This is a genomic window from Streptomyces sp. MMG1121, from assembly GCF_001280015.1.
Lineage (GTDB): Bacteria > Actinomycetota > Actinomycetes > Streptomycetales > Streptomycetaceae > Streptomyces.
Genome location: NZ_LGDV01000226.1, coordinates 81,068 through 99,162, shown reverse-complemented (window position 1 = coordinate 99,162; position 18,095 = coordinate 81,068). Strand labels below are relative to the sequence as shown.

At 70.0% G+C, this 18,095-nt stretch carries 16 protein-coding genes, 1 tRNA gene and 1 pseudogene; 4 read left to right on the top strand and 14 right to left on the bottom strand.

Annotated elements, in window-relative coordinates:
- Window positions 1-8: 8 nt before the first annotated feature.
- The 3 genes from ADK64_RS33550 to ADK64_RS33540 are packed head-to-tail and all read right to left on the bottom strand — an operon-like array spanning window position 9 to window position 2,694.
- On the bottom strand, window positions 9-800 hold the full coding sequence (locus ADK64_RS33550; protein WP_053665334.1) for a S16 family serine protease: 792 nt from the start codon (window positions 798-800) through the stop codon (window positions 9-11).
- Between the two features lie 32 nt (window positions 801-832).
- A complete protein-coding gene (menC, locus tag ADK64_RS33545) occupies window positions 833-1,942 on the bottom strand; it encodes an o-succinylbenzoate synthase (protein ID WP_053665332.1) in 1,110 nt (369 codons plus the stop codon).
- Window positions 1,939-2,694, bottom strand: a complete 756-nt coding sequence (locus ADK64_RS33540) for a chorismate synthase (protein ID WP_053665331.1) — start codon at window positions 2,692-2,694, stop codon at window positions 1,939-1,941. Before ADK64_RS33540 ends, menC begins: the two co-directional genes overlap by 4 nt.
- A 104-nt stretch (window positions 2,695-2,798) precedes the next feature.
- Between ADK64_RS33540 and ADK64_RS33535 the strand changes: the two genes are divergently transcribed.
- Window positions 2,799-4,346 carry a PucR family transcriptional regulator gene (locus tag ADK64_RS33535; RefSeq protein ID WP_053665785.1) on the top strand — a complete coding sequence of 516 codons (1,548 nt, stop codon included), beginning with the start codon at window positions 2,799-2,801 and terminating at the stop codon, window positions 4,344-4,346.
- A 38-nt stretch (window positions 4,347-4,384) separates the two neighbouring features.
- On the opposite strand, the gene ADK64_RS33530 is transcribed toward ADK64_RS33535, so the two are convergent.
- From ADK64_RS33530 to ADK64_RS33520, 3 genes are all read right to left on the bottom strand, one after another.
- Window positions 4,385-5,026: an IclR family transcriptional regulator gene (locus tag ADK64_RS33530; protein WP_053665329.1), complete on the bottom strand. Its 642-nt coding sequence runs from the start codon at window positions 5,024-5,026 to the stop codon at window positions 4,385-4,387.
- Between the two features lie 429 nt (window positions 5,027-5,455).
- Entirely contained in the window at window positions 5,456-7,255 is a 1,800-nt protein-coding gene (locus tag ADK64_RS33525) for a DEAD/DEAH box helicase (protein WP_053665326.1), read from the bottom strand.
- Between the two features lie 203 nt (window positions 7,256-7,458).
- The gene (locus ADK64_RS33520) at window positions 7,459-8,898 is read right to left on the bottom strand and encodes an MFS transporter (RefSeq protein WP_053665324.1); all 1,440 of its coding nucleotides are present in this window, start codon (window positions 8,896-8,898) and stop codon (window positions 7,459-7,461) included.
- A gap of 174 nt (window positions 8,899-9,072) precedes the next feature.
- Here ADK64_RS33520 and ADK64_RS33515 point away from each other — a divergent pair.
- A tRNA-Cys gene (locus tag ADK64_RS33515) sits at window positions 9,073-9,144 on the top strand.
- Window positions 9,145-9,269: 125 nt separating this feature from the next.
- Here the strand turns inward: ADK64_RS33515 and ADK64_RS33510 are convergent.
- The 3 genes and pseudogenes from ADK64_RS33510 to ADK64_RS33500 form a co-directional block, all read right to left on the bottom strand.
- Window positions 9,270-9,818, bottom strand: coding sequence for a hypothetical protein (locus ADK64_RS33510; RefSeq protein WP_053665322.1), 549 nt, complete (start codon window positions 9,816-9,818; stop codon window positions 9,270-9,272).
- A 109-nt stretch (window positions 9,819-9,927) separates the two neighbouring features.
- A pseudogene (locus ADK64_RS33505) lies at window positions 9,928-11,019 on the bottom strand (tyrosine-type recombinase/integrase); the annotation flags it as partial.
- Window positions 11,020-11,026: 7 nt separating this feature from the next.
- Window positions 11,027-11,835, bottom strand: a protein-coding gene (locus ADK64_RS33500; protein ID WP_107093161.1) for an IS5 family transposase whose coding sequence is annotated in 2 segments (ribosomal slippage) — window positions 11,027-11,485 and window positions 11,488-11,835 — 807 coding nt in all. Because the reading frame shifts where the segments join, the coding sequence is not laid out codon by codon here.
- Between the two features lie 311 nt (window positions 11,836-12,146).
- Between ADK64_RS33500 and ADK64_RS33490 the strand changes: the two genes are divergently transcribed.
- Window positions 12,147-12,653: an RICIN domain-containing protein gene (locus tag ADK64_RS33490; RefSeq protein WP_053665317.1), complete on the top strand. Its 507-nt coding sequence runs from the start codon at window positions 12,147-12,149 to the stop codon at window positions 12,651-12,653.
- Between the two features lie 625 nt (window positions 12,654-13,278).
- Here the strand turns inward: ADK64_RS33490 and ADK64_RS33485 are convergent.
- Complete coding sequence (locus ADK64_RS33485) at window positions 13,279-13,518, bottom strand: hypothetical protein (RefSeq protein ID WP_053665315.1); 240 nt, start codon at window positions 13,516-13,518, stop codon at window positions 13,279-13,281.
- 93 nt (window positions 13,519-13,611) lie between these two features.
- Window positions 13,612-14,103, bottom strand: coding sequence for an HAD family hydrolase (locus ADK64_RS33480; RefSeq protein ID WP_234384805.1), 492 nt, complete (start codon window positions 14,101-14,103; stop codon window positions 13,612-13,614).
- 254 nt (window positions 14,104-14,357) lie between these two features.
- On the opposite strand from ADK64_RS33480, the gene ADK64_RS33475 reads away from it, so the two are divergent.
- Entirely contained in the window at window positions 14,358-14,594 is a 237-nt protein-coding gene (locus tag ADK64_RS33475; protein WP_159046397.1) for a hypothetical protein, read from the top strand.
- Between the two features lie 269 nt (window positions 14,595-14,863).
- On the opposite strand, the gene ADK64_RS33470 is transcribed toward ADK64_RS33475, so the two are convergent.
- From ADK64_RS33470 to ADK64_RS33460, 3 genes are all read right to left on the bottom strand, one after another.
- Entirely contained in the window at window positions 14,864-15,880 is a 1,017-nt protein-coding gene (locus tag ADK64_RS33470; protein ID WP_078993004.1) for an HNH endonuclease, read from the bottom strand.
- Between the two features lie 411 nt (window positions 15,881-16,291).
- Entirely contained in the window at window positions 16,292-16,732 is a 441-nt protein-coding gene (locus ADK64_RS43905; protein WP_078993003.1) for a biotin/lipoyl-containing protein, read from the bottom strand.
- A gap of 168 nt (window positions 16,733-16,900) precedes the next feature.
- Window positions 16,901-18,061, bottom strand: coding sequence for an SUKH-4 family immunity protein (locus ADK64_RS33460; protein ID WP_053665309.1), 1,161 nt, complete (start codon window positions 18,059-18,061; stop codon window positions 16,901-16,903).
- Between the last annotated feature and the right edge of the window lie 34 nt (window positions 18,062-18,095).

Below are 18,095 nucleotides of genomic sequence, written 5' to 3'. Positions count from 1 at the left end.
GGGCCGGGCTAGCAGCTCGGGACCGATCCCTTGCCCGTGTCCAGGGCCGTCAGGGAGTTCACCGCGCTCTTCAGCGTGGTGACCGGGACCAGCCTGAGGCCCTTCGGCAGTTCCGCCTTGGCATCGGTGCACTCGGCCTTCGGCACCAGGAAGACGGTGGCCCCGTCCCGCCGGGCGGCCTGCGTCTTCAGGGCCACCCCGCCGACCGCGCCGACCGTGCCGTCGGCGTCGATCGTGCCCGTGCCGGCGATGGTCCGCCCGCCGGTGAGCTCGCCGCCGCTGCCGTCGCCGTCCAGCTTGTCGATGATCCCCAGCGTGAACAGCAGGCCCGCGCTCGGCCCGCCCACGTCGGCGAGCTTCAGCGTGACCTTGACCTTGTCGGCGCTCAGCCCGAGGTACTTCAGCGCCGCCTGTGTCGCCGCGTCCTGGGACTGCTGCATCTGCGCCGCGTTGTGCTGCTCGATCTCCTTGACGGTGTCACCGCTCGGGTAGACGGCGTCGCGCGGCATCACGGCCCGGTCGGTGCGGAACCAGTTGCCGATCACGTCACCGAGGGAGACCTGGGCGTCCGGACCGGTCGCCTCGATGGTGACCATCCGCAGCTGGCCGGTGCTCTTGCGGACCGGCGCGCCGGAGACGGTGATCACCGGGGTGCCCTGGTTCTCACCGAGCACGTTCGCGGTCATCCCGGGCTGGGCCACCGAGAACGGCAGCGGCGCGAACGCCGCCGTGGCGAGCAGGGCCACGACGGGCACAGCGCAGACGGCTACGGCCTGGGGACGCGTGAGACGTGAGAACACGGGATCAATCTAACGCGACTACGACCTGTGCCTTATGCCGCGTACAGGTCCCGTCGCCCCCGCGTGAACCGGCGCAGCGCCTCCGGCAGCGGTTCGACGCCGATTCCGGGGCCGGTCGGGACCGGGAGGTGGCCGTCCTCGAGGACGAAGGGCTCGGTGATGTCCTCGGCGAAATAGCGGGCGGAGGCGGAGGTGTCCCCGGGGAGCGTGCAGCCGGGCAGGGCGGCCAGGGCGAGGTTCGGGGCGCGGCCGATGCCCGTCTCCAGCATGCCCCCGCACCACACCGGCACCCCGTGCGCCCGCGCCACGTCGTGCACCCGGCGGGCCTCGAGGTAGCCGCCGACCCGGGCGGGCTTGACGTTCACCACCCGGCAGGCGTCCATGGCGATCGCGGCGGCGGTGTCCCGGGCGTGGTGCAGGGACTCGTCCAGGCAGACGGGGGTGGTGAGCCGCTGCTGGAGCCGGGCGTGGGCGTACAGGTTGTTCTCCTCCAGCGGCTCCTCGATCAGCAACAGCCCGAACGCGTCCAGCCGCCGCAGATGCTCCGCGTCCGCGAGGGTGTAGGCGGTGTTCGCGTCGACCTGGAGCGGCAGCTCGGCGCCGAAGCGCTCACGGACCGCGCGGACCGGCTCGACGTCCCAGCCGGGCTCGATCTTCAGCTTGATCCGGACGTAGCCCTCGGCGAGGTGGCGCTCGACGTCGTCCAGCAGCTCGGGCAGCGAGTTCCTGATCCCGACCGACACCCCGGCGGGCACCCGGTCGCGTACCGCCCCCAGATACGTGGCGAGCGGCATGCCGTACGCCCGCAGCTCGGCGTCCAGTACGGCCGTCTCCAGGGCCGCCTTCGCCAGCTCGTGACCCTTGGTCCTCGCGAGCGCGGGAGCCAGCGCGGCGGTGCCGAGCTGCGGCAGGGCGGCCGCACGCGGGACCAGGAAGTCGCGCAGCACCAGCTCGGCGCCGGCCACGAACTCCGAGCAGTACAGCGGCTCGGGGTCGGCGGCGAACTCCGACCAGCCCTCGGCCGTGTCGGTGACGACGTGCAGGAGGAAGGTGTCCTTCGTGGTCATCGTCCCGAAGGACGTACGGAACGGGGTGACCAGCGGGATCGCGATGTGCACGATCTCGACGCGCTCCAGCTTCACGCGCCCTCCTCGGCCCGGCTCAGCGTGTACCAGCCGTCGCGGGACATCCCGGTCGCCCGGAACCCGTCCGCGAACGCCGCCACGAACACCTCGCGCACCGCGTGTCGCCAGCGCAGCGCCAGTGCCGGGTCGGCCGCCCGCAGCGCGACGACGTCATCGGGCACCCGGCACCAGAGACGGCGGTCGTCGCGCCGGACGAGGGGGCCGCCGTCGGGGGCGGGGCCGGCCACCGGAGCCCCCTGGTGATCCGTGGTGCCGTACGACCGTCGCGGCGCCCCCAGCTCCCAGGTCACCGTCAGCCGGTCGCTCTCGTCGCCGTCGTTCACGCCGTCGGCCATGGGGCCGTAGAAGTCGACCAGGTACTCCGTGCCGGCGGCGCCCAGCTTGGCCAGGTTGAAGCGGGCGTTGCGGCCGACCAGCGGGTCGAAGGTCCAGCGCATGGTGCGGGCGCCGCGCCCCTGCGCCCACGCGCGCTGGGCCAGCTTCACCTCGTGCCCGAGACCCCGGTCGGCGGCGGCCACCAGCGAGTACGTGCTGTCCCCGGCGCCGAGCACGGCGACGGCCGCCCCGGCCAGCCGCGGCCCGTCGTACGCGGCGTGCACGGCACCGCCGGCGTGCACCAGGCTGTGCAGGACCTCGGCCGGATAGGGCGGGGCGGTGCGCGGGGTGCGCCAGACGTCGCTGAAGTAGTCGGCCACGGCCGCGAGCCCGGCGACGTCGTGGACGGTACGGAGGGTGACTCCTGCTGTCATGCCACGAGTGTCGGAGCGGGCGGGCCACCGTGTGTTGTCCCCACGGCCAAGACGGACATAGGTTCGTTTCACGATCGGACAAAGCAGGTGCTGGTGAGGTGCTGATGGACGCGTGCACACTCGGCGATCTCCTGGACGCCGTCGGCGACGCCGCCCTGCATCTGCACACCGCCCCCGCCGGGCCCGGGGTGCCGGTCACCGAGGCGGTACTGCACGACGGTGGTACCCCGCTCCCCCGGCTGCCCGGCGCGCTGCTGCTGGCGGTGGGCGTGCCGGCGGCGCGGACGGGGCCGCTGCTGCGGGCGGCGGCGCAGGCCGGGCTGACCGGGGTGGTGGTGCGGGGTCCGGACGGCCCGGTCGCGGAGGCGGAGGCACAGGGCGTGGCGCTGCTGTCGGTCCCCGAGGACGCCGCCTGGCACCACGTGCATCTCCTGCTGGCCTCGGCCATCGCCGTCCGGCCCGCCGCCGTCGCCGCCGACACCGGACTCGGCGACCTGTTCGCGCTGGCCGACGCGATCGCCACGGCGACCGGCGGGGCCACGGCCATCGAGGACACCCGGCAGCGGATCCTCGCCTACTCGGCCGTGTCCGGCCAGCCGGTGGACGAGGACCGCAGGCAGGGCATCCTGGGCCGGCAGGTGCCGGGGAGCGCGGAGAACACGGAGCAGTACCGGCGCCTCTTCGCCGCGGACCGGCCGCTCAGGCTTGCCCCGCTGTCGGACGCCGACCTGCCCCGGCTGGCGATGCCGGTGCGGGCCGGCGGCGAGACGCTCGGCTCGGTGTGGGTGATCGACGGTGGCGGGCTCGCCCCGGACGCCGAGGAAAGTCTCGCCCAGGGCGCGTCCACGGCGGCCCTCCTCCTGCTGCGGGCGCGCGCGGCCCGTGAGCTGGCCCGGCACCGGGGCGGCGAACTGCTGCGCCGGCTGCTCGACGGCACGACGCCGGACCCGGCAACGGCCGCACATCGCCTGGGAGTCGTCGGTCGGGCGCGGGTGGCGGCGTTCGTCCTGGACCTGGACCGCGCCGGAAGCGTCCCGGACGCCGAACGCACGGCACTGCGGCTGCTGGACGCGGTACGCCTGCACTGCGAGGCCCGCTACGGGCGGCACGCGGGCGTGCTGGTCGACGGGGTGGTGTACGCGGTGCTGCCCGGCCCCGGCGAGCGGCACAAGCGCCTCGCCGAGGACGTCGTGGCGCGGGCCGGGCAGGCGCTGCGGGTGCCGGTACGGGCAGCGCTCGGCGAGGTCGCGGCGGACGCGGCCGGGCTCGCGGACTCACGGGCCGACGCGGACCTGGTGCTCCGGGTCCTGGACGCGGCACTGCCGGTGGCCACGGCGGACGAGGTACGGGCCCGGGTGACCCTGCTCGCACTGGCCGAAGCGATGGGCGAACGCCGGGAGTTGAACGCGGGCGCGTGGCGCAGGGTGCTGGCGTACGACGCCGGGCACGGCACGGAGTACGCCCGTACGCTGGTCTCCTGGTTCACGGCGGGCTGCGACATGGCGGGCGCGGCGCACCTGCTGGCCGTACACCCCAACACCGTCCGCTACCGCCTGCGGCAACTCCAGCAGCACACGGGGGTGGACCTGGCCGATCCGGACGAACGGCTGGTGCTGTGGCTGCAGTTGAGGGTGCTGGCCGAACGGGCCTAGCGGCCGCCGGCCATCACGGCGGTCACCGCGGTCACGGCTCAGCGCAACGCCTCGGCCACCTCCCGCGCGGCCTCCACCACCCGCGGCCCCACCCGCTCCGGTACGGAGTCCGCCAGCATCACCACGCCCACGCTGCCCTCGACCCCCGTGACCCCGACCAGCGGCGCCGCCGCCCCGCTGGCGCCGGCCTCCAACTCGCCGTGCGTGAGCGTGTATCCGGGGTCGACGGTGGGCGACTGGCGGGCGGCGAGGATCGCCCTGCCCGCGGCCCCCCGGTCCAGCGGGTGGCGGAAACCGGCCCGGTAGGCCACGTGGTAGTCGGTCCACGTCGGCTCGACCACGGCGACGGCGAGCGCTTCGGTCCCGTCCACCAGCGTCAGATGGGCCGTCGCCCCTATGTCCTCGGCGAGCGAGCGCAGCGCGGGCAGCGCCGCCTCCCGTACCAGCGGGTGCACCTGCCGGCCGAGCCGCAGCACCCCGAGGCCGACCCGGGCTCGCCCGCCCAGGTCACGCCGTACGAGGGCGTGCTGTTCGAGGGTGGCGAGCAACCGGTACACCACGGTACGGTTCACGCCCAGTTTGGTGGACAACTCGGTGACGGTCAGCCCGTGGTCGGTGTCGGCCAGCAGCTTCAGGACACGCAGTCCCCGGTCGAGCGTCTGAGAGGTCTCCGCGGTCACGACGCCCACTCCTTCGGTGGTGAGGCCGGCAGGCCCCTGAGCGACGGATGCGTGGCCGAGTCCCGTCGGCGACGCGTTCAGAGGCCGCCGATCGACAGGACGGCTCGGCGGCTCCGGGCCAGTCGCTTCACGGCTGCGCTCCGCGGCGACGCTGCCACGGGGCGTGTGCGTAGCGGGACAGTAGCGAAGCAAGTTCGCTGAGCGGAAGTCTCCGTCCAGAATCCGGGCAAGACCGTATCCGGCCTGCCTGGATTCGTCCGGATACGCACACACGCGCAGGGGCTCCGCTCGCCCCCCTGGACAGATCCGACCGGAACGGACCTGCGCCGACCACCCGCCCCCACCCAGGCCACTCCACCCACGGTGCACGGGGCAGAGCCCTGTGACAGCGACCTCTTGGTCCGGCGAGTCCAGTCGAGCGGGCGGGGGTCATTTCATCCGCGTCGCCCACTCCTGCACCTTGGCGATGCGCTGGCGCAGCTGTCCGGCCGTGGCCTCCGCGCTGGGCGGTCCGCCGCAGACCCGGCGCAGCTCGGTGTGGATCACCCCGTGCGGCTTGCCGCTCTGGTGGACGTACGCGCTGACCAGGGTGTTGAGCCGCTTGCGCAGCTCCATCATCTCCTTGTGCGAGACCACCGGCCGCCGCTCGGCGGGCAGTTCGAGCAGGTCGGCCTCGGTGTCCGGCTTCTTCTTGCTGTGCGCGATCTGCCGGGCCTGCCGCTTCTGCAGCAGGAGCTGGACCTGGTCGGGTTCGAGCAGACCCGGGATGCCGAGGTAGTCCTGCTCCTCCTCGCTCCCGGGGTGCGCCTGCATACCGAACTCGGCACCGTCGTAGAGAACCCGGTCGAAGACGGCCTCGGACTCCAGCGCCTCGAACGAGAACTGCTCCTGCTCGCCGGTGTCCTCGTCCTGCTGCTTGTTCGCCTCCTCCATCTCCTTCTCGGATTCGGCGTACGGGTCCTCCTCGCCCTCCTTCTTCGGCTTGTCGAGGGCGTGGTCCCGCTCCTTCTCCATCTCGTTGGCGAAGGTCAGCAGATCGGGCACGGTCGGCAGGAACACGGACGCGGTCTCGCCGCGCCGCCGGGACCGCACGAAACGCCCGACGGCCTGCGCGAAGAAGAGCGGCGTGGAGATGGTGGTGGCGTAGACACCCACCGCCAGTCGCGGCACGTCGACGCCCTCGGACACCATGCGCACCGCGACCATCCAGCGATCGTTGCTCTCGCTGAAGTCGTCGATCCGCTTCGAGGCGCCGGTGTCGTCGGACAGCACCAGCGTGGCCTTCGTCCCCGTGATCTCGCGGATCAGCTTGGCGTAGGCGCGGGCGGAGTCCTGGTCGGAGGCGATGACGAGCGCGCCGGCGTCCGGGATGGCCTTCCTGACCTCGGTCAGCCGCTGGTCCGCGGCGCGCAGCACGCTGGGCATCCACTCACCGCGCGGGTCGAGCGCGGTCCGCCAGGCCTGGCTGACCGCGTCCTTGGTCATCGGCTCCCCGAGCCGGGCGGCGATCTCGTCCCCGGCCTTCGTACGCCAGCGCATGTTGCCGCTGTAGGAGAGGAAGATGACGGGCCGCACGACGTGGTCGGCGAGGGCGTTGCCGTAGCCGTAGGTGTAGTCGGCGGCCGAGCGGCGGATGCCGTCCTGCCCCTCCTCGTACGTCACGAAGGGGATGGGGTTGGTGTCGGACCGGAACGGCGTACCGGTCAGGGCGAGCCGTCGGGTGGCGGGCTCGAAGGCCTCCAGGCACGCCTCGCCCCACGACTTGGAGTCACCGGCGTGGTGGATCTCGTCGAGGATGACGAGGGTCTTGCGCTGCTCCACACGGTTGCGGTGCAGCATGGGCCGCACGCCCACACCGGCGTAGGTGACGGCGACGCCGTCGTACTCCCTGCCGAGCGGCCCGGCGCTGTACTCCGGGTCGAGCTTGATCCCCACCCGGGCGGCGGCCTCGGCCCACTGCTTCTTCAGGTGCTCGGTCGGCGCGACCACGGTCACCTGCTGCACGACGTGGTGGTGCAGCAGCCAGGAGGCGAGCGTCAGCGCGAAGGTCGTCTTGCCGGCGCCGGGCGTGGCGACGGCGAGGAAGTCGCGCGGCTGCTCCTGGACGTACCTCTCCATCGCCCCCTGCTGCCAGGCACGCAGCTTGCTGGCGGTACCCCAGGGGGCCCGGCCGGGGAAGGCGGGCGAGAGGTGGTGGGACTGGGTGGAGGAAGCGGCGGTGGTAGTCACGGTCTCCGTGGATCAAGGGGTAGGGGGCTCGGCTACGTATGACAACCGGGCCACCCTACCGGCGCCGCGCCTCCGTCAACGCCCGGACAAGGCCGGGCAACCCGTGGGTGGGATCCACGTCACAGCCTCCGCGATCACCGCCGGGTGACCCTCCGCGCCGGGGGTCCCGTCGATGAGCAGGACGTATGCCGGCGGCCGGCGATTCACCGCTCCCGCAGCCGCCGGGTCACCCACGCCCCCGCCAGTGCCACGCCCGCCATGGGCAGGAAGACGGCCGCGAAGGCGGTGGGATGGGTGCCGCCGTCGGCAGTGGCCGTGGTGGCCGCCGTGCTGCCGCCGCCGAGTGCCGCGAAGGCGGCGCCGGTGGTGGCGAGCAGGACGACGTTGGAGAGGGCGTCGGAGATCTGCAGCGCGGCCGAGTTGGCGCCGGCCTCCTGCGGGGCGGACAGCTGGAGCAGCAGGACGCTGGTGGAGGAGACCACCAGGCCCATGCCGAGGCTGCCGAAGGCCCAGGCGACGGCGACGATCCAGACGGGCACGGAGTGCACGAGCACCGTGGGCGCGGTGGCGATGGCGGCGGCGACCAGCACCATCCCGACGGTCATCAGCCGTGCCCGGTACGGCGCCAGGCGCGGCCGGGACTGCACGAACGAGCCCAGTGCCCAGGTCAGGCCGCCCGCCGCCAGCGAGAACCCGGCGAGCGTCGGCGACAGCCCGCGCTGGGTGACGAGCATCAGGGGGACGAAGGACTCGGCGGCGATGAAGGAACCGGCGGACAGTCCGCGCAGCAGGACGACGGAGGGCAGACCGCGGGCCGCCCGGTAGGTGCCGCGCGGGAGGAGCCCGAGGACGGCGGGCACGAGGAGGGCGGTACCGGCCAGCGCGGGGAGCACGGCGAGTGGGCGCAGGTCCTGGGCGGCGTACTGGAGGAGTCCGGCGCCGAGGGAGATGCCGAGGGCGAGCCGGATGCGCCGCCGGTCGAAGGAGCCGTTGCCCGTGCCGGCCTGGACCGGTCCGGCCGCCCGGCGCCGTATCTGCGGCAGGGCGAGGCCGAGCGGGAGGACGACGAGGGCGGGGATGCCGAGGAAGACCCAGCGCCAGCCGAGGTGCTCGGTGACGGCGCCGGAGGCGAGGGGGCCGACGATGGAGGGGACCACCCAGCCCGCCGCGAAGGCCGCCATGATCGCGGGGCGCAGCCGCTCGGGGTAGGCGCGGCCGACGACGACGTACAGCGCGACGATGACCAGCCCGCCCCCCAGCCCCTGCACGGCCCGCCCCAGGATGAACATCCACATCGTCCGGGCGGTGCCGGCTATGAGAAGTCCGGCGGCGAAGCCCGCGATGCCGGTGCTCAACGGGCCGAGGGGGCCGCGCCGGTCGGACCACTGGCCGGACAGCACCATGCCGAAGAGGCTGGTGGTGAAGTACCCGGAGAACGCGAACGCGTACAGCGCCACCCCGTCCAGCTCCCGCGCGGCGACCGGCATCGCGGTCCCCACGGCGGTCGCCTCGAAGGCGATGAGCAGCACGACGGAGACGATCCCGACGCTGAGCGCCCGATAGGACCGGCTCAGCACGCCCCCGGCTGCGGTGTCGGCGGCTTCGGTCACGGCGTCGGCGTCGCGGGGCTCCAGGGCGGTCATGCCCGCCAGAGTAAGGTCCGCAACCCACTTTGACCCCTGTCGCGAGTCCCGTCCGGCCTGCGACCTTGGTCGTACGCCCCCGTTTCATGAACGCGGTGTGGCAGTACCGTTGCAGCCCCGGCGTTTCCCTTGAACCCGCTCCACGACCGCCCGTAGGTTCATTCCCACGCACACGGCCGTGTGCCCGAGTGGTTTAGGGACTCGCCTGCAAAGCGAGTTACGTGGGTTCGATTCCCGCCACGGCCTCTGACTGCCTGACCAGGCAAAACGAAAGGGAGGCGCCCCAAACGGGGTGCCTCCCTTTCGGCTATCCGTCTCAGTTGCCGTCTCAGTCGGCCAAGTAGAGGCTCTGCAAGGGCACCCTTAACCGATTACAGGGGTGGCTTCGCTAGAACCAGTTGCACCGCATCCGCGAACTCCTGTCGGGCGGTTTCGATCTCACACGAGAGGGCATCCAACCGCGGCTGACTGCGAGCGATCAGTTCATCGTCACCGGACAACCCACCTACGTAACGCGCCGCAGAAGAGAACACGGCACATAGGGCTGCCGCACCTGCATCGACGCCCCTTGGGCCAGCGAGGGTGACGCGCGTGCGACGTCGCGACAGCTCCACTAGATCTGCGGAAACAGCGTCCTCACGCGTCTCTATGTAGAGCCAATCCGGTATCGAGTCTTCGTCTGCGCAGAGAGCGAACCTGATCTCGCGAAACAGGATTGCCAATCTCTCCTCTACTTCTAGGAACGCCAGGTACGCCTCCTTACGCTCGTCACGCAGCCTGAACCCGTGGTCAACACGCCCCTGGTCTCGTGCCTGGTGCCTAGCCGTGGCGTAGCCAAGCAACGCCGACCCGAGGGTCCCTGCGATGCCAACTCCCGCCCCCAGTACGGCTGCTATCCCCTGATCCATGAGTGCGATCATGCCCTCCCCCCAACCTGGACGCAGGGCGTTGCAGCACGACAGGTGCTGGGCAAGACAGTGAGCAGTGGACCCGTGATTCACCACTCACTGCTTTGGTTCACTTTCTGGATCACTCAGCCGACACGAGCGCACCCGCGCCGTCGCCGTCGCCGTCATCATCCGGCCTGTCCGTCTCGGTCTTCCAGATCAGACCGTCCACCTGCCTCGCGATGTCGGTCCGCACCGCGTCGACCATGTGCTGATACCTCGCGGCCATAGCCGTGGTCGACCAACCCATGAGGCCCATGACGGCCCGCTCAGGGACACCAAGGATCAGAAGAACCGTCGCAGCCGTGTGGCGCGCGTCGTGCAACCGCGCGTCGCGGACCTTCGCCTCTGTCAGAAGAGCCTTCCACACAGCCCAGTCCCGGCGGTGGGACGGGCTACGGCCGTGCTCATCCGGGAAGACCAAACCGTTGCCCTCCCAGCACTTCCCGGCCTCCGTTCGCTCCGCTTCCTGCGCCTTGAGGTGCGCACGGAGTAGGTCAACGAGCTGTTCGGGGAGACCGACCGCGCGACGGCCGGCACGCGACTTGGTGGTGGACAACTCAGGGTTGGTTCGTCGCCTCTGCGGGCAGTACCCGGCGGCCTTGCGTCCGCAAGGCTCCGCGCACCCGTGGGCGTACTGCGGCCGGTGGCGACTACGGCGGACAACGAGGAATCCACCCTCAAGGTCCACGTCGTCCCACTTCAGCCCCAGCACCTCCCCTTGACGCAATCCGAGGGCGAGCGCGACGGCCCACCGTGCGGAGTTGCGATGCTGGTCAGCGGCCTTCAGCAATCGCTGCACCTCTTGGACGCTGTAGGGCTCCACCTCGTACTCCCCCGTCTTCGGGGCCTTGGCCAACTGAACGGGGTTCTTGCCGAGATGGCCACGCCGTACGGCCTCATTGAGGGCGGTACGGAAGGTTCGATGTACCTGGTGAGCAGTCGCGGGCTTGCTGCCGTTGGCCTGGATCTTGGCGTAGAACGCCTCAATGTGCTCGGGCTTGAGCCTGTCGAGACGGTGAGCGCCCAAGCCGGGGATGAGGTGCTTCCGGACCGCAACGCCGTACCCGACCATCGTGTTGTCGTTGACGGCGAGGGGGGCGACGTTCTCAACCCAGTGTGTCAGCCACGCCTTGACCGTCCACGCCTTGCCGGGCTTCTTCACGGTCTTAGACGTCGTTTCAGTTGGTGAGTCGGCGGTAGCTGATGAGAGCTGCGACGATGCCGACGAAGGCCAGGAAGTGCTCGGCCTTTCGCTCGTAGCGGCGGTGCAGGCGGCGGCAGCCGGCCAGCCAGGAGACCGTCCTCTCGACGACCCAGCGGTGACGGCCGAGCCGCGTGGAGGACTCGATGCCCTTGCGGGCGATGCGGTGGCGGATGCGACGCTCGCGGAGCCATTTCCGCAGGTGATCGTAGTCGTAGCCCTTGTCGGCATGGAGCTTGGCCGGACGCCGGCGGCGGGGTCCGCGGCGGGAGCGGATGGGCGGGATCCCACGCACCAGCGGCTGCAGGCCGAGGCTGTCGTGCAGGTTGGCGCCGGAGATGCCCAGTGACAGCGGGACGCCGTTTCGGTCGGTGATGAGGTGGATTTTTGATCCCGGCTTGCCGCGGTCGGTCGGATTCGGTCCGGTCAGTGGCCCCCTTTTGCCGCCCGCAGGCTGACGGAGTCGATCGCGCACCGCGACCAGTCCAGCTCGCCTCGGGCTCCGAGTTCGTCGAGGATGACGCGGTGCAGCCGGGCCCAGACCCGGTTCCGGCTCCACTGGGCGAAGCGCCGGTAGACCGTGGGCCAGGCCGGACCGAACACCGGCGGCAGCTGCCGCCAAGTGCAGCCCGAGGTGGCCACGAAGATGATCGCCGCCAGGCATTCGCGGTCACCGGCCCGCCGTCGCCCGCCGCCTTGCGGGCGTGTGACCTCCGTCGGCGGGACCACCCGCCGAAACAGCATCCACAACTCGTCCGGCACCAACCGCTCCACCAGATCCGTCATGCACGGCTCAACGAGCGATCACGCCAAAGGAAACGATGTCTTAGCGGGGTTCGGCTGGTGGGTGATTCAGCAGGCCATGGTGCGGACGAGGACGAGTTCGGTGCAGCCACGGTCAATCGCGGGTGAGGTCGTTAGACCGGTGCCGCTGCCGGGCGACAGCACACGATTCGGCCTGCGGCAGCCCGGCTTGAGGGATCAGCAGGCCTTGGCGGGCTCTCTGCCTGGGTAGCGAACTATGATCATGACCGTTACCGTGTGCCGTACACGGAATGTAACGGGGAGAACCTGTGCGTAACTTTGTCCCACAAGCCATGACACTCGCCGCCGCTGCCACCTTGGTGGTCGTGGCCTCGGCTACGCCCAGTGCCGCCAGCAACTGGACGAACGCGAGCCTCTCGCGCGGTACGCAATGCCTGGAAATTGAGAACTCCAGCCAGGACAACGGCGCCCGTGCGCAGGGCTGGGGATGTTCGGGGCAGCAGGGCGCCAAGTGGGCCTTCATCTGGAACGGCTCGAACGGAGGGTCCTCTGAATGGTTCTGGATCGTGAATTCCAGCGGCAAATGTCTGGAGATCGCCGACTCCCGCATGGACAACGGCGCCCCGGCCCAGCAGTGGCAATGCACCCAAGGCGTCGACACCCAGCTCTGGCGCACGATCACGTTTCCTGACGGCGGCGAGTACCTGCAGAACAAGAACAGCGGCAAGGTTCTGGAAATCGAGAACTCCAGCTTTGGGAACGGCGCCCGCGCCCAGCAGTGGAGCATGGCCGGCGTGAGCGGCCAGAGTTGGAACATACAGACGTGGGGTGGAGCGTAACCAGGCCGCAGCTCAGCCTGAACGAGTTGACAACTCCTGCCCGCCCACCCCTGGCGGCCTAACTCAGAGTGACGAGTGGCGGCCAAAGAGCGGTCGGGTAGCCCGGGGTATCTCAACCCCGGACTACCCGACCAGAATTCAGGCGTCGCCGAGAGTCGGGCCCGTACTGGATGGTCTCGAACTCCCGGCGTACGGGCCCGACGCGGAACGTCGGTCCGGGCTGGGACATGAGTCTCTGCCCCCGGACGCGGGTGGGCGGCCAGGGGGCGGAACGGGCCCCCGGCCGGCGGAGAGGCGGTAGTCGTAGATCCGTCGCTCTGCTGTCGGGTCGCGCGGTCTTGATTGGGCCCTGCCGACCTGTCAGTGCCTGGTGACATGGGAAGGTCCCCGCTCCGAATGGAGCGGGGACCTTCCCATGTACGACGTATGGCTTCTCCGCCGGTGGCTATGAGTTCAGGGTCCATTCGCCGAACGGCACGGGCGCCTGGCCCTGGGCCTCGCGCACGGCTTCCTCCGTCCCGCACGTGGTGCAGATGAACACCTCTCGATCAACGGTCAGCCGGGAACGTGCGGGCCGTTCACCGAGCGGGCCGCCGCAGCGCGGACAGCGGGTGTCGGGCACGGCTTAAGGTCCCTCCACATCCTTCCGGCTGGACACCGCAGCCCGCGCGATCACCGACAACGTCAGCTCTCGCTCCTTGTCGATGACGAGCCAGCCCTTATCCACGAGGGACTGGAGGAGAGGGCGGACCTCATCGCCCAGCTCCTCCACCAGGTCATCATCCGTGGGGGAGAGGCCAGACTGAAGGAGGGAGGCCACATGGAATACCAAGGCCTCCTCTTCCGCGGTGATGTTGAAGTCCATGCACTGAAGTTAGGCGAGTGTCCTGGTTGCGGCACGACCTAGCTCCGCAACATCGCGATGGCCTCCGCGGCACTCGACACGATGAGGTCGGGCTCACGGGGGGCCGTCGGTCCATTCACGGCCGCCGGCCACCCAGGCGGCCCGCAGTCCGGCCGCCTGTGCACCCGCTATGTCCGTCGTGGGGTTGTCACCCACCAGCCACCCTCCGGCGCTCAGCGGGACGCCACAGGCCGCGGCTGCGGCATCAAAGAGGGCGCGCTCTGGCTTCCGTGCTCCGACGCCTTCCGAGATAGTGACTCCGTCGAAGAGCCCGGTGAGCCCGGTCACGTCAAGCTTGGCGCGCTGGATATCGACCGCCCCATTTGTCGCAATCCCCAGTGTCCATCCCTCGCGGCGGAGCCCTTGGAGACCGTCCAGGACCCCGGGAAAGCAGCGCACCGACCGAGTCACTCCGTCGACGTACTCACGCCACAGGTCCTCAGTGCCCTCCGCGAGCCGTAGGACGTCTCGCAGGTAATCGAAGTCTTCGGGGTACGCCCGGTCTCGCAGCCTGGCAGTCACGAGCGCCGCGGCCTGATCCGGCATCCACGGGAGCGAGCGAAGGCACCCGCCCATGCGTCCAAGCCGCCCTGTCGGTCAATCAGGGTGTTGTCGAGGTCGAAGAGTGCCAGCACACAACGGACGCTACGCGACGACTACTGAGCCAGATCAGCAAAAGCCATGCGCGGGGATCAACGGTCAGCTGTCATGGAACGGACCGCACCCGTTTGGAGGGAAACGTGCCTCAGAGTCACGACGGAATCCTCGTTCCAGTGCAGCGGGACGTAGGAAGGTGGAGCATGCAGTGGCAGCTCAATTGCCCTGCGTGCGGGATCGCGGAAGTGGAACAGGGGGAGGTCGGCGCCGACCACGAGGCGGTCACAGTGCATCCCGACCGCGACAGCGGCGGAAGCCCGCTCGGTACCAGAGGCGGATACCTCAGCGTGGAACTGACCTGCGCGGCAGGTCACGGCTTCGACTTCGTCGTGAGCAACCACAAAGGGGCCGAGTTCGTCGGGGTAGTCGCCCGTACCTGATCTCGTTGTCCTGGTCTTTGTCCAGTGCGCTGACGGCCGCCACCGTTCACCGCCGTACGCGCACCCCCTCTGACCTGCCTCGCGAACCCGTGCGTACGCCCCCGTACAGCCACGCGGACAGTTGGAAAGCGTGTTGGGGGACACCCCCTAACTAGTTCCGCCAGCCCAGAGAGCCGGACGGCAAGAGTGGTCCGGCCCTCTGGGTTTGTCCGTCTGTCCGTGCCGGATTCAGTGCTCCGGGTGGGACAGGAACGCGCACTGGGCATCGCTCAGGTGGCAAGGAGGTGCGTGTCGGTCGGCGTCAGCCGCGGCTTCGGTACGGCCGCTGCCACTACACGGGCTTGCTCCTGCACCAACTCACGCAGCTCTGCCGGCGTGGGCCACGGCGCGCAGCGGTGAATCATGCGGTGGCAGTTCGAACAGATCAGGGCAAGGTCTGCGAGCCTCGTCGTGCCCTCTCCTGCCTCGTGAAGCGGCACCACGTGGTGGCACTCGATGTAGCCCTGCCCACGCTCACCGTAGACCGCGCTGAAGTCGAAGGCACATACCTCGCAGGCCAGGATGCCGCCCTTTTTCAGGACAGCAGTGATCTTCTTCAGGCGGAGCCTCTTGTTCCGTTCGCGTGTGAGGTGGCGGCGGTAGAGCACGCGGCCTTCCGGTGCGCTGACGTCATCGTCATCAGCTCCGTCGTCCTCGGGCAACACGGGCTGAAGAGTCCCAGAGCGCAGCCCCTCACGCAGCAGCACCGCGGCCCGCGCCATCTCCTCCGGGCGTGCAAGAAAATCCTGCAATACCTCGCGGTCCAGCTGCCCGCCGTTCGTCGGGGTGCCCGGGTAGTCCGGATGAAAGCTGGCGATGTTCATCGTCTTCAAGGCGGCACCGTTGCGGTTGCGGTACTCAGCCGCTCGCTCCTCGGGAGGATAGGCGCCCAGAAGCTGAAGGAGTTCGGACAGCTCCGCAATGCGCGGATCGGAGGCAGACAAGCCCTGCCAGCCGTTCCGCGCGACGACGTCACAAGCCAGGATCAGTTCGTCGCGAGTCCACTTCGGGCTGCGCGATACACCGATCTTGAACCCCTCGCGCTTGAGCCAGTCAACGGCGTGGCCTACGCCTCCACTTAGCTCCTGCCAGGTGAGGGGCCTGCCGTGCTGGTGCTTGTGAGCGACGGCCGCGATGGCCTTGGAGTCGTACTCCTTGCCGTCGTGCAGGATGAGGAACTTCCTGGCTGCTTTGAAGCCGTACAAGTTGAGGAACTCTGGTCCCCCCAACGCGTCGTACTCCTGCATGGTCTTCAGAACGTCGTCCCGCGATATGGCTCACTTTTCCATGGCAGAAGCCTACGGTTCGGCTGTGACAGCGTCCTCGGAGTTGCGCTACCTACCGCGGCATCCGACCGGCCGCAACCCGTCTCGCGGTTGCCCATCCATGCGGGCCTGGCACCGCGCGCCCGTCTCAGTTTCCGTCTCGTTCGCAGCCGTACGCGGTCGTTCATGACCGTCCACTCAGCATCGCCGACCGTGCCGTCCGCACGGGATTGAACCCCTCTGAACGACCCCGGACCATGCCCTGACCAGCACAGACAAACCTGCAAAGCGAGTTACGTGGGTTCGATTCCCGCCACGGCCTCCGACGCCTTGGCCAGGCGAAACGGAAGGGCGGCACCCGTGCGGGGTGCCGCCCTTCCGGTCGTTCGACCTTCATTCTCCGCTGCGGCTGGAGGCTTCTGGAGGGCCTATGACGGCCAGCGTGTCACCGACCTTGGCGGTCTCGTTCTCACCGACGACGATCTCGCGCAGGACACCGGAGACCGGCGCTTCGATCTCCACTTCCGCCTTGTCCGTGTAGACCGAGCCCAGCGACTCGCCGGCCACGACGGTGTCGCCCACCTTCTTCTGCCAGGAACCAACAGTGGCTTCGGTGACGGACTCCCCGAGCGAGGGCATCACGACGTTCGTACTCTGCCCCTGTTCCAGGGGCGGGAGCGTGCCGCGTTCCAGGGTCTGGGCTTGGTCGTTCGCCGGAGCCAGCGAATGCGCCTGCGCACCGGGAGAAGCAACACCCGGGAAAAGAGCAAGCGTTGCGACCAGGCACGATTCGCCGATGATGCGGGGAACTCGCCGTCGGGCGGCACTGGACATGATCACTCCTTGCCGGGAGGGCAGACCCGGGAGGACAGACAATGAGCAGATCCCTGTTTCGAGGAGCGGGCGACAACGGAACCCACCCCTGACGCCTCGAAAGCAACCGTAGGTTGATCCACTGGTGATCGCATGTCGGCGCCCCTGCCGGACTTCGGGCGGGGTGCCTCAGAGCACTCCGCCCGCTTCGTCCTGGAAGAGTTCCGTCCAGTAGTGCCAGTCGGTGCCGGGTGATGCGCCCGTGGGGTCGACGGCCGCCAGGGTGTGGATCATGGCGGCGGCCAGTTGTTCGTAGGCCGGGGTCGTCAGCTCGTGGTGCAGGTGACTGCTGATGGTGCGTTCGTGGTGCAGCAGCCAGAGCGTGAAGGCGAGGGTGGAGACGTCCGTGTTCAGAGGGTGGAGCGCCGCGTCCGGCTCGCTGAAGGTCAGCACCGCGCCCGTTCTGCCGTCGACCACCAGACTGTTGTCCTCGACCAGAGCGCCGAGGCGGATCAAGTGGTCGGCGTGGGCGGGGAGTTCGTCCGGCGGGAAGTCGCCCGGGCACTCCTCGGCGTAGTACTCCCACAGGGTCGGGAGGGGGACGTCCGTGTCGGCGCTGAACAGGACCGTCTCCTCGGGCAGGCCCGTCTCGCGCAGGAAGCGGCGCGTCGGCTCGTGCGTGAGCGTCGTGGGGAAGTCGACCTCTTCGAAGCGGGTCACCCGGCCGTGCCCGAACTCCTGGTCCAGGACACGCGCGGGGACGTCCAGGGTGAGGCCGGACGCCGTGCCGGGGCCGGCCACCAGGGCGAGCGGGCGGATCAGGGCCGCCGCCTTCCAGTACGGCGGGACCTCGCCGTCCGCGCCCTCCGCGAAGAGCGAGAGCAGCCGGCGGGTCGCCTCGGCCGCCGTCCCGGGGCCGTACCGGCCCGCGAGGGACGCGAAACGGCCGCGCAGGCCCGCCAGTTCCTCGGTCACCGCGGCGAAGCGCAGGAGCGTGGCGAGGGAGGGGGCGAAGGGGCGGGGGACGGAGGGGTCGAAGAGGTAGGCCGTCGTGACCTCGCCCGTGGCTCCGTCGAGCAGGATCGACTCGCGCTCCATGCCGGCCGGGTTGAGCAGTTCGCCTATGACCAGACGGCCGCGCAGCTCCTCCGCCAGCCGGAAGGGGCCGTCGGCGGCGTCGGCGAGCGTGCGCAGACCGTGGGTGCGCAGCGGGGAGAAGGTCAGCAGGTCGGTGTCCGCGGGCAGTCCGGGGCCGCCGAGCAGGCCGCGCGTCGGCGCGTGCGTGACATAGCGGTCCAGCTCCGCCTCGGTCAGCGTGATCGCCGTGAACCCGGTGTCGGTCGTGCTCATCGCTCCCCCGCGATCTTCCCCGTCGATGCCCGCG